This window comes from Mesorhizobium sp. M1169, from assembly GCF_040318345.1.
GTDB lineage: Bacteria > Pseudomonadota > Alphaproteobacteria > Rhizobiales > Rhizobiaceae > Mesorhizobium.
In genome coordinates, this window is sequence record NZ_JAMYME010000047.1 from 1 (window position 1) to 12483 (window position 12483).

General features: G+C 64.2%; 13 protein-coding genes. 10 read left to right on the forward strand and 3 right to left on the reverse strand.

Going from position 1 to position 12483, the window contains the following annotated elements; translation table 11 throughout:
• The 5 genes from NKH41_RS29225 to lpdA all read left to right on the forward strand — a co-directional run.
• On the forward strand, positions 1-206 hold a 206-nt coding region (locus tag NKH41_RS29225; RefSeq protein WP_352935216.1), incomplete at its 5' end, for a hypothetical protein.
• Between the two features lie 29 nt (positions 207-235).
• Entirely contained in the window at positions 236-1537 is a 1302-nt protein-coding gene (odhB, locus tag NKH41_RS29230) for a 2-oxoglutarate dehydrogenase complex dihydrolipoyllysine-residue succinyltransferase (protein WP_352767370.1), read from the forward strand.
• Between the two features lie 23 nt (positions 1538-1560).
• Entirely contained in the window at positions 1561-2088 is a 528-nt protein-coding gene (locus NKH41_RS29235; protein ID WP_352767372.1) for a hypothetical protein, read from the forward strand.
• Positions 2085-2840, forward strand: a complete 756-nt coding sequence (locus tag NKH41_RS29240) for an SDR family oxidoreductase (RefSeq protein WP_352767374.1) — start codon at positions 2085-2087, stop codon at positions 2838-2840. The genes NKH41_RS29235 and NKH41_RS29240 overlap by 4 nt, the downstream gene beginning before the upstream one ends.
• Positions 2841-2858: 18 nt before the next feature.
• Entirely contained in the window at positions 2859-4265 is a 1407-nt protein-coding gene (lpdA, locus tag NKH41_RS29245; protein ID WP_352767376.1) for a dihydrolipoyl dehydrogenase, read from the forward strand.
• Positions 4266-5192: 927 nt separating this feature from the next.
• Here the strand turns inward: lpdA and NKH41_RS29250 are convergent.
• Both NKH41_RS29250 and NKH41_RS29255 read right to left on the reverse strand, forming a co-directional pair.
• Positions 5193-6260, reverse strand: a complete 1068-nt coding sequence (locus NKH41_RS29250) for a TraB/GumN family protein (protein ID WP_352767378.1) — start codon at positions 6258-6260, stop codon at positions 5193-5195.
• 85 nt (positions 6261-6345) lie between these two features.
• Positions 6346-7284 carry a tyrosine recombinase XerC gene (locus NKH41_RS29255; RefSeq protein ID WP_352935220.1) on the reverse strand — a complete coding sequence of 313 codons (939 nt, stop codon included), beginning with the start codon at positions 7282-7284 and terminating at the stop codon, positions 6346-6348.
• A 115-nt stretch (positions 7285-7399) separates the two neighbouring features.
• Here NKH41_RS29255 and rimM point away from each other — a divergent pair, with 115 nt between their 5' ends.
• Together rimM and trmD are read left to right on the forward strand one after the other, a co-directional pair.
• Positions 7400-7999, forward strand: coding sequence for a ribosome maturation factor RimM (gene rimM, locus NKH41_RS29260; protein ID WP_352767380.1), 600 nt, complete (start codon positions 7400-7402; stop codon positions 7997-7999).
• On the forward strand, positions 7996-8694 hold the full coding sequence (gene trmD / locus NKH41_RS29265) for a tRNA (guanosine(37)-N1)-methyltransferase TrmD (RefSeq protein WP_352685327.1): 699 nt from the start codon (positions 7996-7998) through the stop codon (positions 8692-8694). Before rimM ends, trmD begins: the two co-directional genes overlap by 4 nt.
• Here the strand turns inward: trmD and NKH41_RS29270 are convergent.
• Positions 8676-9428, reverse strand: coding sequence for a sulfite exporter TauE/SafE family protein (locus NKH41_RS29270; RefSeq protein ID WP_352500810.1), 753 nt, complete (start codon positions 9426-9428; stop codon positions 8676-8678). The genes trmD and NKH41_RS29270 overlap by 19 nt on opposite strands.
• 366 nt (positions 9429-9794) lie before the next feature.
• On the opposite strand from NKH41_RS29270, the gene rplS reads away from it, so the two are divergent.
• The 3 genes from rplS (at position 9795) to NKH41_RS29285 (ending at position 12475) form a co-directional block, all read left to right on the forward strand.
• Positions 9795-10334, forward strand: a complete 540-nt coding sequence (rplS, locus tag NKH41_RS29275; RefSeq protein WP_254817835.1) for a 50S ribosomal protein L19 — start codon at positions 9795-9797, stop codon at positions 10332-10334.
• A 262-nt stretch (positions 10335-10596) separates the two neighbouring features.
• The gene (locus NKH41_RS29280; protein ID WP_031212709.1) at positions 10597-11394 is read left to right on the forward strand and encodes a transporter substrate-binding domain-containing protein; all 798 of its coding nucleotides are present in this window, start codon (positions 10597-10599) and stop codon (positions 11392-11394) included.
• A gap of 265 nt (positions 11395-11659) precedes the next feature.
• Positions 11660-12475, forward strand: a complete 816-nt coding sequence (locus NKH41_RS29285; protein ID WP_352767382.1) for an amino acid ABC transporter permease — start codon at positions 11660-11662, stop codon at positions 12473-12475.
• Positions 12476-12483: the final 8 nt, after the last annotated feature.

A 12483-nucleotide genomic window follows, 5' to 3' on the forward strand; every position in this document is an offset into this window, starting at 1 on the left:
CCCCGCAACACGTGATGTTGCGCGGGCGGGGGGGCGGGTCGTTTTATAACAGCCACCGTCTCTTTTGGGGGGGGGCCAATAGCCCCCCAAAGCTGCTGGGGGGGCTATATCCCGCCGGGCGGGCCGCCGCCTCGCCGGCGACCGGATTGATGTCGAAGCATCTCGCCCAGCTTGCCGCCTTGCTCGACGACGCGCTTGGTGAATAGAACAGAACCGAAAGAAACGGACAGGCACAATGGCAACCGAAATCCGCGTCCCGACACTTGGTGAATCCGTCACCGAGGCGACCATCGGCAAATGGTTCAAGAAGGTCGGCGACGCGATCGCCGCCGATGAGCCGCTGGTTGAGCTCGAAACCGACAAGGTGACGGTGGAAGTGCCGGCCGCCGCCGCGGGCACGCTCGCCGAGATCGCCGTCAAGGAAGGCGAGACGGTCGGCGTCGGCGCACTGCTCGGCACGATTTCGGCGGGCGCCGGCGCGGCAGCCAATGCCGCCGCCGCTCCGGCGGACAAACAAGATGCGGTATCGCAGGCTTCGGCTCCCACCGCAGCCTCGAGCGTCAAGCAGGCCGCTGCCGAGACGGCCAAGATCGCCGGCGACGCCGGCGCGATCGAGACGCGCACAATGCCGCCGGCGCCGTCGGCGGCAAAGCTGCTGGCCGAGCACAATCTCGCGGTCGACCAGGTGTCGGGCTCGGGCAAGCGCGGCCAGGTGCTGAAAGGCGACGTGCTCGACCTTATCGCCAGGGGCGCGCCGTCGCAGCCGGCAGAAATGCCGAAGGCAGCGCCTGTACCGGCACCCGTTGCCGCGCGCGCGCCGTCCTCGGCCGACGATGCGTCGCGCGAGGAGCGCGTGCGCATGACCAAGCTGCGCCAGACGATCGCGCGCCGCCTCAAGGAAGCGCAATCGACCGCCGCCATGCTGACCACCTTCAACGAGGTCGACATGAGCGCGGTGATGGCGCTGAGGGGCAAATACAAGGACGTGTTCGAGAAGAAGCACGGCGTGAAGCTCGGCTTCATGGGCTTCTTCACCAAGGCCGTCACCCATGCGCTGAAGGAGATCCCGTCGGTCAATGCCGAGATCGACGGCACCGACATCATCTTCAAGAACTACGCTCATATCGGCGTTGCCGTCGGTACGGAGAAAGGCCTTGTCGTGCCGGTTGTGCGCAATGCCGACCAGATGTCAATCGCCGAAATCGAGAAGGACATCGGCAGGCTGGGGCTTGCGGCGCGCGACGGCAAGCTCTCCGTCGCCGATATGCAAGGCGGCACGTTCACGATTTCCAACGGTGGCGTTTACGGGTCGCTGATGTCGACGCCGATCCTCAATGCGCCGCAGTCGGGCATTTTGGGCATGCACAAGATCCAGGAGCGGCCGGTGGTGGTCGGCGGCCAGATCGTGATCCGGCCGATGATGTATCTGGCGCTGTCCTACGACCACCGCATCGTCGACGGCAAGGAAGCGGTGACTTTCCTGGTCCGGGTCAAGGAAAGCCTGGAGGATCCCGAGCGGCTGGTGCTCGACCTCTAGGGTTGGCCGACGTGAGCCGGAGCATGGATCTGCGCCGCCGGATGAATTCCTCTCGTTTCCGGTCCGGTTTGTTTGTCACAATCTGCGCACTCGGCGTGCAGACGGTCTTCGCGGCCCTCGCCGCCTGCCCGCTCGAGCTCGCCGTCTATGGCGATCCTGAAGACGCCGCCGAGATCGATTTCAGGCCGACCGGCGAGTCGGCCGCCGTCACCAACAGCTTCAAGATGGTGCTCGACAACGGCGTCGTGCTCGACGGCATCGTCATGTGGACCGAGGGCGCGGCGCGGCCGCATGGCTCGCTGATGTACAAATGCCCGGCCGGCGACGTCACCGGCGACGAGCTCGCCGCCTGCACCGTGTGGGAGGGCGTCATCTACACTGCCGACGACCAGGGCAATATCGCGTTGCTGCCGGGCGAAGGAAAGGATGCGCCGAAGAAGCTGATCTTGCCTGATCTGGGAGCGTCGCTGCAGATGTCGGCGGCCTATAGCGCCAACGGCTTTTCCAAGGTGCCCTGGGACGTCTTTGCCCTGAAGGGATGTCAGGAATGAGCGCGAGCGGAAAGATCCTGCTGGTGACCGGCGGCAGCCGCGGCATCGGCGCCGCTACATGCAGGCTTGCCGCCAGGGCCGGCTATCGCATTGCGGTCAATTACATGTCGAATGCAAAAGCCGCCGAAACGGTGGTCGCCGACATCGAGGCTGCTGGCGGAGAAGCCTTTGCGGTCAAGGGCGATGTCGGCAGCGAGACGGACGTGTTGGCCATGTTCGAGGCTGTCGATGCCCGTTTCGGTCGGCTCGACGCGCTCGTCAACAATGCCGGCGTGGTCGACCAGAGCGCGCGCGTCGACGAGCTGAGCGCTGCGAGGCTGGAGCGCATGATGCGCATCAATGTGATCGCGCCGATGCTTTGCGCCCGCGAGGCGGTGAAGCGGATGTCGACCAGGCATGGCGGCAAGGGCGGTGCCATCGCCAATGTTTCTTCGATCGCGGCAAGGCTTGGCGGGCCGGGCCAATATGTCGACTACGCCGCCTCCAAGGGCGCGCTCGATTCCTTCACCGTCGGGCTTGCCCGCGAAGTGGCCGGCGAAGGCATTCGTGTCAACGCGGTCAGCCCGGGCATCATCGACACCGAAATTCATGCCTCCGGCGGTCAGCCGGATCGCGCCGAGAGAATGCGCAAGGTGGTGCCTATGCAGCGCGTCGGCACCGCCGAGGAAGTCGCAGCTGCAATTCTCTGGCTGCTGTCGGACGAGGCGTCCTACACAACCGGCGCCAATCTGGAAATCGGCGGCGGCCGCTAAAGCAAAAGGGACAGTATCATGGCCTATGACGTCGTTATCATCGGATCGGGACCAGGCGGCTATGTCTGCGCCATCAAGGCGGCGCAGCTCGGTCTGAAGACGGCGGTGGTCGAAAAGAACCCGACCTTCGGCGGTACCTGCCTCAACATCGGCTGCATCCCGTCAAAGGCGCTGCTGCATGCGTCCGAGATGTTTGCCGAGGCCGGCCATTCCTTCGAGGCGCTCGGCGTCGAGATCGGCGCGCCCAAGCTCAACCTTGGGAAGATGATGGCACACAAGGATGCGACGGTGACGGCCAACGTCAATGGCGTCGCCTTCCTGTTCAAGAAGAACAAGATCGACAGTTTTCGTGGCACCGGCAAGGTGGTTGCGGCCGGCAAGGTGTCGGTGACCTCCGATGACGGCAAGGTCGAGGAGATCGAGACCAAGAACATCGTCATCGCCACCGGCTCCGACGTCGCCGGCATTCCCGGCGTCAAGGTCGATTTCGATGAGAAGGTGATCGTCTCGTCGACCGGCGCGCTGTCGCTGGACAAGGTGCCGGGCCATCTGGTGGTGGTCGGCGGTGGTGTCATCGGTCTGGAGCTCGGCTCGGTATGGGCGCGGCTCGGCGCCAAGGTCACCGTGGTCGAGTTCCTCGACACCATCCTGGGCGGCATGGATGGCGAGGTCTCCAAGCAGTTCCAGCGCCTGCTGTCGAAGCAGGGCTTTGAATTCAGGCTGGGCGCCAAGGTGACCGGCGTCGCCAAGGCCAAGAAGGGGGCGACGGTTACCTTCGAGCCGGTCAAGGGCGGAGCAGCCGAGACGATCGAGGCGGACGCGGTGCTGATTGCGACGGGACGACGGGCCTATTCGGACGCTCTCGGGCTGAAGGAGGCCGGCGTCGACGTCGACGAGCGCGGCCGGGTCAAGACCGACGGCCATCTCAGGACCAACGTGCCCGGCATCTACGCCATCGGCGATGTCATCGCCGGGCCGATGCTTGCCCACAAGGCCGAAGACGAGGGCGTGGCGGTGGCCGAGACCATCGCCGGCCAGGCCGGTCATGTGAACTATGACGTGATTCCGAGCGTCGTCTACACCACGCCGGAAATCGCCACGATCGGCAAGACCGAAGAAGAATTGAAGAAGGCCGGCATCGACTACAAGGCCGGAAAATTCCCGTTCAGCGCCAATGGCCGCGCGCGCGCCATGCTGCACACCGACGGCTTTGTGAAAATCCTGGCCGACAAGGCCAGCGACCGTGTACTCGGCGTCCACATCGTCGGCTTCGGCGCCGGCGAGATGATCCACGAGGCGGCCGTGCTGATGGAATTTGGCGGCTCGTCGGAAGACCTAGCCCGCACCTGTCACGCCCATCCGACAATGTCGGAAGCGGTAAAGGAGGCGGCATTGGCGACGTTCTTCAAGCCGATCCATATCTGAGCGGTTGAATCGCAGGCGACGGTGGCGATTGGCGAAATAGCCAATCTCCCCCAAGTGGCCCCAAGTGGGGAGATGTCCGGCAGGACAGAGAGGGGCGCGAAGGATCACCACAGACGGCTTCCATTCTCAACCGCAGATGGATTCCAGGGTCTCCGCGATGTCGCTTCGCTCCTGCTCCGCGCTGGATGACGAAGATGAAGTTGGCCCATGGCTAATCGCAGCTCAGAGCATCGACGGCTGCTCCCCAAAAAAACGGCCCGCCTTTCAGCGGACCGTTCATATATTAAATCAGCAGTCTGATTACTGAGCCGGTGCCGGCGCTGGTGCTGGTGCCGGGGCTGGCGCAGGGGCCGGAGCCGGAGCCGGAGCCGGTGTTGCCGGGGCCGGAGCCGGAGCGGGCGTTGCCGGAGCTGGCGCAGGAGCCGGTTCGGCTGGTTTCATCGGCTCGGCCGGCGCTGGGGCGGGAGCTGGTGTGCTGGCTGCGGGCGGTTCGGCAGGCGCAGGTGCCTCGCTACGTCTTCCAAAAACATAATAGGCGACAATTGCCAGGATAACGACGACCAGGGCAATCAGCCAGCCGCTGCCGCCGCCGCTTGGCCGTGCGGAGCCCGGCGAGGTGAATGGGTCGTTCGGATTGGGTGTGTTCGCCATAAAAGTGTCCTCCGTGGATGAAAAACATCAAGTAATAGCCATCAACGTACAATCGTTGAATCGGTTTCACATTAGGCGTTGAAAACGCCGAAAACAGGGCAATTCTGATCCGGAATCGCTCGCAGGCATGCATTTCCACCGCAAAATGGGTTCGATCGAGCCAAACCGAACCTTTTTCGGTTTCTTGGCACGAAGCGCGGCTGATCCGCCGGCGCGCCACGCGTAAGGGCTGATCCCGCCTCGGCAATGATTCGGTGTGCAACTCCGCCGTGTCGTTCAGTTGACGGCGGTCACCGTATAGCCGGTCTTGCGGAAACCCTCGACCAAGCCTTGCGCTCCGGGTAGGTGCATGGCGCCGACCGCCATGAAGACATTGCCGTGGGCGAGGATCGGCGCTGCACGATCGACCATCACCTTGTTGCGGCTGGTGATCATGGTCTGCTCGAATTCGGCGTAACCCGATTGGTCGTCGACCTGTTCGGGGACGACAGCCCGAAACAGCGGTACATACATGCCAGTGTCGCCACGCCGGTAAAGCACGATCATGGTTTCGTTGACGTCGTTCACCTTGTCGCCAAGCTTCAGCGTATCGACCAGCCCCTTCAGGTGAAAGGCGATCGGCAGCGAAGCCATGGCGCGCAGCTGGTCGGCGATTGTCTCCAGCCCCTCGACCGATTTGCCCGAAGCCTCGGCGTCCTTGGCAAGCTTGACGTCGAGCACCGGCGCACCGCCAGCCTGGCGGGCTACTTCGCATGCAGGTAGCGCCACCATCGCCGACAGCAACCAGGGTTTCATCTTGGCGACGGTCGCTGGCGGGATGCCACGCGCATCGAGCGCCTTGTTGACCACCGCCGCATCCTCCGGCGACAGCAGCGACGAAAGCGTCGTCTTGTCGGTGAACATCATCAGATCCGGCTCTTTCAGCATTGCTGCCATCATCTTCTGCTTGTCGAGCACTTCGGTGGTCTCGATGATGACGGTGCCAGCCGCATCGAATGCCTTCTGCGCGGCGGGTGGCAGCGTGGTGACGCGCGGGTCGGTAACGTGCATGGTGCCGAACAGGAAGGACGGTTTTTCGCCCGATTTTTCGAGCTTCCACAGCAGGCCCTTGCCGTTCGGCGTCGCTGCCGCCTCCGCCTCGATCTTGCGGTAGGCAGCCGGGTCGTCCTTTTGCAGCGCGCTCAGCATATCGCTACCGGTGCAGGCCGAAGTCTCGGCGCGTGCCTTGCCCGCCGCGAGCAGCGCGACGATGAGGAAAGAGAGGAAAAACAGGGCGTTCAGCGCGACGAGCAGCTTCAGCGACACATGGGTCGCGCGGTCGGCGATGGCGATGAGGCGTTTCATGCTGCGGTTCTAGGCGCAAAAAGCGGCAAAACGGTTAACCGGCGCATCAAAATTGTTGCGAGATGGCCACCGACACATGCATCGATCACGCACGAGGATGAGCTGCTTCGTAAATCTCGAGCAGCCTGGCGGTGTCGACGCCGGTGTATATCTGGGTTGTCGACAGGCTGGCGTGGCCGAGCAACTCCTGGATGGTGCGCAGGTCGCCGCCGCGCCCTAGCAGATGCGTGGCGAAGGAATGGCGCAGCGCATGCGGCGTCGCCGTGTCGGGCAGGTTGAGCGCCGAGCGCAGCTTGGCCATGTCGCGCTGGACGATTGCCGGGTTGAGTGGGCCGCCGCGGGCACCGCGAAACAGCAGGCCCTTGGGATCGAGATGCCAAGGGCAGAGGCGGCGGTATTCGGCAATCGCCCGCAGCCCCACCGGCAGCACCGGCACCAGCCGGGTCTTGCCACCCTTGCCGGTGACGCGCAGCACGGTATCACCAGGTGAGGAAAGATCGGCGCTCGACAGGCCGAGCGCCTCGGAAATCCGCAAACCGGACCCATAGAGCAGGGTCAGCACGGCGGCGTTGCGCGCGGCAATCCACGGCTCCTCCGCCAGTTGGCCTTCCACCGAGACGACGTGTTTTGCATCGCTTGCGGTCAGCGGCTTGGGCAGCGATTTCGGCTGCCGCGGCGCGCGCAAGGCTGTCGCACCTGCCGCATTGGCGAGGCCGCGCCTTTCCAGGAAACGCAACAGCGAGCGGATGCCGGCCAGCCCGCGCCCGAGCGTACGGGCGCCGGCGCCCTCGGCACGGCGGGCAGCGAGAAAGCCGCGCAAATCGGCGGGGCGCAGATCGGCGATGTCGGAAATGCCGGGCGAGCCGCCGCAATGGCCGGTCAGGAAATGCAGGAACTGGCGTGTGTCGCGCTCATAAGCCTCGACGGTTTCGGGCGATAGCCGGCGTTCGCGCGCCAGCATCTTCAGCCAGGCCTCGCGCGCCGCCTGCAGGTCGGGTTTTGCCGATATGAGGAATTCCTGCATTGCACTCTTCCAGTTCCCCGCCATCTTCCGGCACGGGGGTTAGGAAGCGGTGAAGAGCGGCGTCATTGAAATGACGACGGGCTGGGGTTAGAGCAAGGCAAAGGATTTTCCGCAGATGAGCAAGCCGCAAAACCCCGTCCAGATGGCCGTGATCGGTGCCGCGCACGGCATCAAGGGCGAATTGCGCGTCAAGAGCTTTACCGGCGACCCGCTGGCGCTGGCCGATTACGGTCCCCTCTACGCCAGGGACGGCCGCGCCTTCCAGATCGTTGACATCAGGCCCGCCAACACCGTGGTGGTGGTGCGCTTCAAAGGCGTCAACGACCGCAATGCCGCCGAGGCGCTGGCCGGCACCGAATTGTTCGTCGATCGTTCGGTGTTGCCCGATGAGGGCGAAGAGGATGAATTCTACCATGCCGACCTCGTCGGACTGGAGGTCAAGGACGACACCGGTGCGGTCGTCGGCAAGGTCGTCGCCGTGCACAATTTCGGCGGCGGCGACATTCTCGACGTGACGCTGGCGGGGCGCAAGGGCATGCTCATCCCGTTCACTCAGGCCGCCGTTCCGGAAGTGTCGATCGCCGGCGGCTTTGTCCGCGTTGATCCAGCCGCCGCAGGTTTGGTCGAGGATGAGGACGGCGAGCCTCCCGCTGACGACGGTTTCGACCCCAGGGGCAGGCCGCGCGGGCCGAGGGACGCCGGAGGCAACCGGTGAGTTTTTCGGCTTCGGTGCTGACGCTCTATCCCGAGATGTTTCCCGGCGCGCTTGGCCTGTCGCTGGCCGGCCGCGCCCTCGAGACCGGCATTTGGTCGCTCGAAACGATCCAGATCCGCGACTTTGCCAGCGATCGTCACCGTACCGTCGATGACACGCCGGCCGGCGGCGGCGCCGGCATGGTGATGCGGGCAGACGTGCTGGCCAGCGCCATTGACCATGCCTCGCCGGCAGCCGATCCACGTCCGCGCCTGCTGATGAGCCCGCGCGGCAAGCCGCTGAACCAGGCACGCGTGCGCGAACTCGCCGCTGGGCCGGGTGCGGTGATCGTCTGCGGCCGCTTCGAAGGCGTCGACCAGCGGGTCATTGAGGCGCGCGGCCTCGAAGAAGTTTCGATCGGCGACTTCATCCTGTCCGGCGGCGAGCCGGCGGCACTGGTGCTGCTCGACGCCGTGGTGCGCCTGCTGCCCGGCGTCATGGGCAATGCGGAATCGGGCGAGGAAGAGAGCTTTGAAAACGGCCTGCTCGAACATCCGCATTACACACGGCCGCAGGAATTCGAGGGGCGGCCGATCCCCGAAGTGCTGATTTCGGGCAATCACAGGAAGATCGCGGCGTGGCGGCGGGCCGAAGCGGAGAGGCTGACGAAGGAGCGACGCCCGGATCTGTCAGCCGCTCAGCCCTTATCGAAATAGTAGAAAGCCAGGAACAGGCCGACGGCGATGACGAAGCCGCGCACCGCGTTCTGCGGCACGCGCCTGGCGATCCAGACGCCGGCATAGCCGCCCAGCGCGCCACCCGGGATCATGATGATCGCCTGCAGCCAGGCAATGACGCCGCCCGAGACGAAGACGAGGATGGCAACCGCAGCGATGACTACGGCCAGCATGTTCTTCAGTGCGTTCAGCCGGTGATAGTCGCCGGACTGGGTGAGACCGAGCGTCGCCAGCATCATGACGCCCATGCCGGCGCCGAAGAAGCCGCCATAGACGGCGGTGGCGAACTGCGCCAGCGACCCGACCAGCGAACCTACCGCGGCCTCATGCCCCGGCTTGGGCGCCGGCTTCAGCCATGGCCCGGCAGCGAACAATGCGGTTGCCGCCAGCAGCAGCCACGGCACCAAGGCGCGGAACGACGGGTTGTCGAGCCCTAGAAGGATGAGCGCGCCAGACAGCGCACCGAGAGCCGAAATGAGGCTGAGCAGCAGTGCGCCACGCCAGAAATGCTTGATGTCGTGCCAATAGGCGAGCGTCGAGGTGATGTAGCCAGGAAATTGCGTCACCGACGATGTCGCATTGGCGACGATCGGCGGCAGGCCGGCCAGGGTCATGGCGCCAAAGGTTATGAACGTGCCGCCGCCGGCAACGGCATTGACCGCGCCTGATAGAAAGCCGGCGAGAAAGAGCAGGACCGCGTCCAAGATTGGCATGAGGGTGTCGTCGCTGGAGGAAAATGCTTATCTTCCGGCTTAGGAAGCTTGACGCGCGGGCGCAACCCCCTGGACCACAAGCGATCACGGGATTGCCACAGCGGCCTCAGCCAAAAAGAAACAGCGCCAAAAAAGAAACAGCGAAGGCGTGACAAAGCGCCGAAATAGCTGTATGTGCGCGCCGAACCGGAAGAAAATATGCCAAGAGCGATCTTCTGGCCCGTCAACAATGACGGTGTAGTCGCCCCTGCCCGATGTTCTCGAACAGAAGTTCTCGAACGAAGGGCATAGCCGAGCGGTCGATGCGACTGCAAGGCGAGTGTCGGACGCTCTGACTGTCGGAAGAACAAGAAGTGGATTATTGAGATGGACATCCTCCGTCAGCTCGAGGCCGAGCAGGCCGCCAAGATCGAAGCCAAGCGCAAGCTCCCCGAATTCCAGCCCGGCGATACCGTGCGCGTCCAGGTCCGTGTGACCGAAGGCACCCGCACCCGCGTCCAGGCCTATGAGGGCGTCGTCATCGCCCGCGCCGGCGCCGGCTTCCAGGAAAACTTCACCGTCCGCAAGATCTCCTACGGCGAAGGCGTGGAGCGGGTGTTCCCGGTCTATTCACCGATGGTCGAAGGCGTCGAGATCGTGCGCCGCGGCAAGGTGCGTCGCGCCAAGCTGTACTATTTGCGTGACCGTCGCGGCAAATCGGCCCGCATTTCGGAAAACACCGGCGTGCGCGCCCGCAAGCTGAACGACGAAGAGCGCGATGCGCTGAACGCCGAGAAGGCGCGCATCGAGGCCGAGAAAGTGGCCGCCGCCCAGGCGCTGGCCGCCGAGAAGGCCGCGCAGGACGCCGCCGAGAAGAAGGCCGCCGACGAGGCCGCCAAGGCCGCGGAAGCAGCTGCCGCCGAATAAGGCTCTTCAAGAACGTATTTTCGGAAAGGCGGCTTCGGCCGCCTTTTTGTTTCGCGAGGCGGATTCTATTTTGCCGGGCTGCATCGGCCGCAATCGATACGGATCGTTCCGTAATGCCGCCGTTGAAAGCATTGAAATCCATTTTCGTGCCGAACGCCGCATCGGAGCGGCTTGCAAGGCGCCGGCGGAAAGCTAAAGTCGGCGCCGGATTTCCTGCATGCCTCGGCCGATCGAGGCGGTTCAGTTCCTGGGGAGCATCGTCATGATCAATTCGAAACTGCTGCTGGCCGGCCTGCTGGCTTGCCTTCTCGTGCCTGTCGCGGCTCTGGCGCAGGCGCTGCCCGACCTCGGCGGCAAGAAAGTGGTGGTGGTGACCGAAAACGCCTATCCGCCGCTGCAGTTCATCGATGCCAAGACCGGCAAGCAGATCGGTTGGGAATATGACGCGATGAACGAGATCGCCAAACGGCTGAATTTCAAGGTCGAGTACCAGAATACCTCCTGGGACGCGATGATCCAGGCGGTTTCCGACAATCAGTACAACATCGGCATGACCGGCATCACCATCAAGGACGACCGCAAGCAGAAGGTCGATTTCTCCGATCCGTATATGCGCTCGGAACAGTTCATGCTGGTGCGCGGCGACGAGAAGCGCTTCACCGATGCAAAGACGTTCGCCGCCTTCAAGGACGGGCTGATCGGCGCGCAGGCCGGCACCACGCCCTTCTACACCGCCGTCTACAGCGTGCTCGACGGCAACGAGCAGAACCCGCGCATCAAGCTGTTCGAGACATTCGGCGCGACGGTGCAGGCGCTGAAGGCCGGCGACGTCGACGTCGTGCTCACCGACGGCACTGCCGGCAAGGGCTATGTCGATGCGTCCAATGGCGGCCTTAAGCTGATCGGCGGCCCACTCGGCACCGAGGATTTCGGCTTCATCTTCCCCAAGGGCTCCGACCTGGTGAAGCCGGTCAACGCGGCAATCGCCGCGCTCAAGGCCGACGGTACGCTCGACGCGCTCAACAAGAAGTGGTTCCTTGATTACAAGATGGGGCAGTAGGACTTTTGTTGCGCGCATTTCATGACGATTGTGCGCGGGAACTCGCGCTGACTCTGCGCTCGTACACCCCCCTCTGTCCTGCCGGACATCTCCCCCTCAAGGGGGGAGATCGGATTTCGCATCGGCTTTCGCCAATTTTCAGTGTTGCAGAACGGGCCGCGAGGTCAAAGCTGCCGATCTCCCCCCTTGAAGGGGAGATGGCCGGCAGGCCAGAGGGGGGTGTGACAGAACGCTGCCTTCGTGGCTCTGTTATCGGTACCGCTTGATGCCGTCGGCGCCTCTCGCCTCAGCCAAATCCGACTTCCCGTGGTGGCTTGCCGTGGCCGTGGCGATCGCCTTGACCGCCGCCATCTTCATCGCTGCCAGCGACCTCTATGCCCAGGTCTTCACAACCGTCGCCAAGGGCGTCGGCGTCACCATCTTCGTCACGGTGGTCGCCTTCGCGCTGGCTTGCGCGATCGGCCTCGGCGTCGCGCTGATGGGCCTGTCGGGCTCACGCTGGCTCAGCCAGATCGGCCGCTTCTACGTCGAGATCATCCGCGGCGTGCCGATGCTGGTGCTGTTGTTCTGGATCGCCTTTGCCGGGGCGCCGGCCTTCGTCGCGGCATGGAACGCGCTGACGGCGCCGCTGCAAAGCGCCGGCTTCTTCGGTGAGCTGCTGGTACGCGACGTGTCGTTGCTTTGGCGCGCCGTCATGGCGCTGACCATCGGCTATTCCGCCTTCATCTCGGAGGTGTTCCGCGCCGGTATCCAGGCGGTCGAGAAGGGGCAGATCGAGGCGGCCAAGGCGCTCGGGCTGACGCGCACCCAGCGCTTCCGGCTGGTCATCTTTCCGCAGGCGATCCGCACTATCCTGCCGCCGCTCGGCAATGATTTCGTCGCCATGGTCAAGGATTCCTCGCTGGTCTCGGTGCTCGGCGTCGCCGACATCACCCAGATGGGCAAGATCTACGCCGCCGGCTCGTTCCGCTTCTTCGAAACCTATTCGATCGTCGCCTATATCTATCTCATCCTGACCGTCGGCCTGTCGTTGGCCTTGCGGGCGCTGGAGAAGCGGCTGCGCCACCAGCATGGGGAATAGAAGGCAGG

Coding starts and splice junctions, on each gene's coding strand:
- NKH41_RS29255 (WP_352935220.1), bottom strand. CDS start 7,284: ATGCAGGAATTCCTCATATCGGCAAAACCCGACCTGCAGGCGGCGCGC.
- NKH41_RS29280 (WP_031212709.1), top strand. CDS start 10,597: ATGATCAATTCGAAACTGCTGCTGGCCGGCCTGCTGGCTTGCCTTCTC.
- NKH41_RS29285 (WP_352767382.1), top strand. CDS start 11,660: ATGCCGTCGGCGCCTCTCGCCTCAGCCAAATCCGACTTCCCGTGGTGG.
- NKH41_RS29270 (WP_352500810.1), bottom strand. CDS start 9,428: ATGCCAATCTTGGACGCGGTCCTGCTCTTTCTCGCCGGCTTTCTATCA.
- rimM (WP_352767380.1), top strand. CDS start 7,400: ATGAGCAAGCCGCAAAACCCCGTCCAGATGGCCGTGATCGGTGCCGCG.
- rplS (WP_254817835.1), top strand. CDS start 9,795: ATGGACATCCTCCGTCAGCTCGAGGCCGAGCAGGCCGCCAAGATCGAA.
- odhB (WP_352767370.1), top strand. CDS start 236: ATGGCAACCGAAATCCGCGTCCCGACACTTGGTGAATCCGTCACCGAG.
- lpdA (WP_352767376.1), top strand. CDS start 2,859: ATGGCCTATGACGTCGTTATCATCGGATCGGGACCAGGCGGCTATGTC.
- NKH41_RS29250 (WP_352767378.1), bottom strand. CDS start 6,260: ATGAAACGCCTCATCGCCATCGCCGACCGCGCGACCCATGTGTCGCTG.
- NKH41_RS29240 (WP_352767374.1), top strand. CDS start 2,085: ATGAGCGCGAGCGGAAAGATCCTGCTGGTGACCGGCGGCAGCCGCGGC.
- NKH41_RS29235 (WP_352767372.1), top strand. CDS start 1,561: ATGGATCTGCGCCGCCGGATGAATTCCTCTCGTTTCCGGTCCGGTTTG.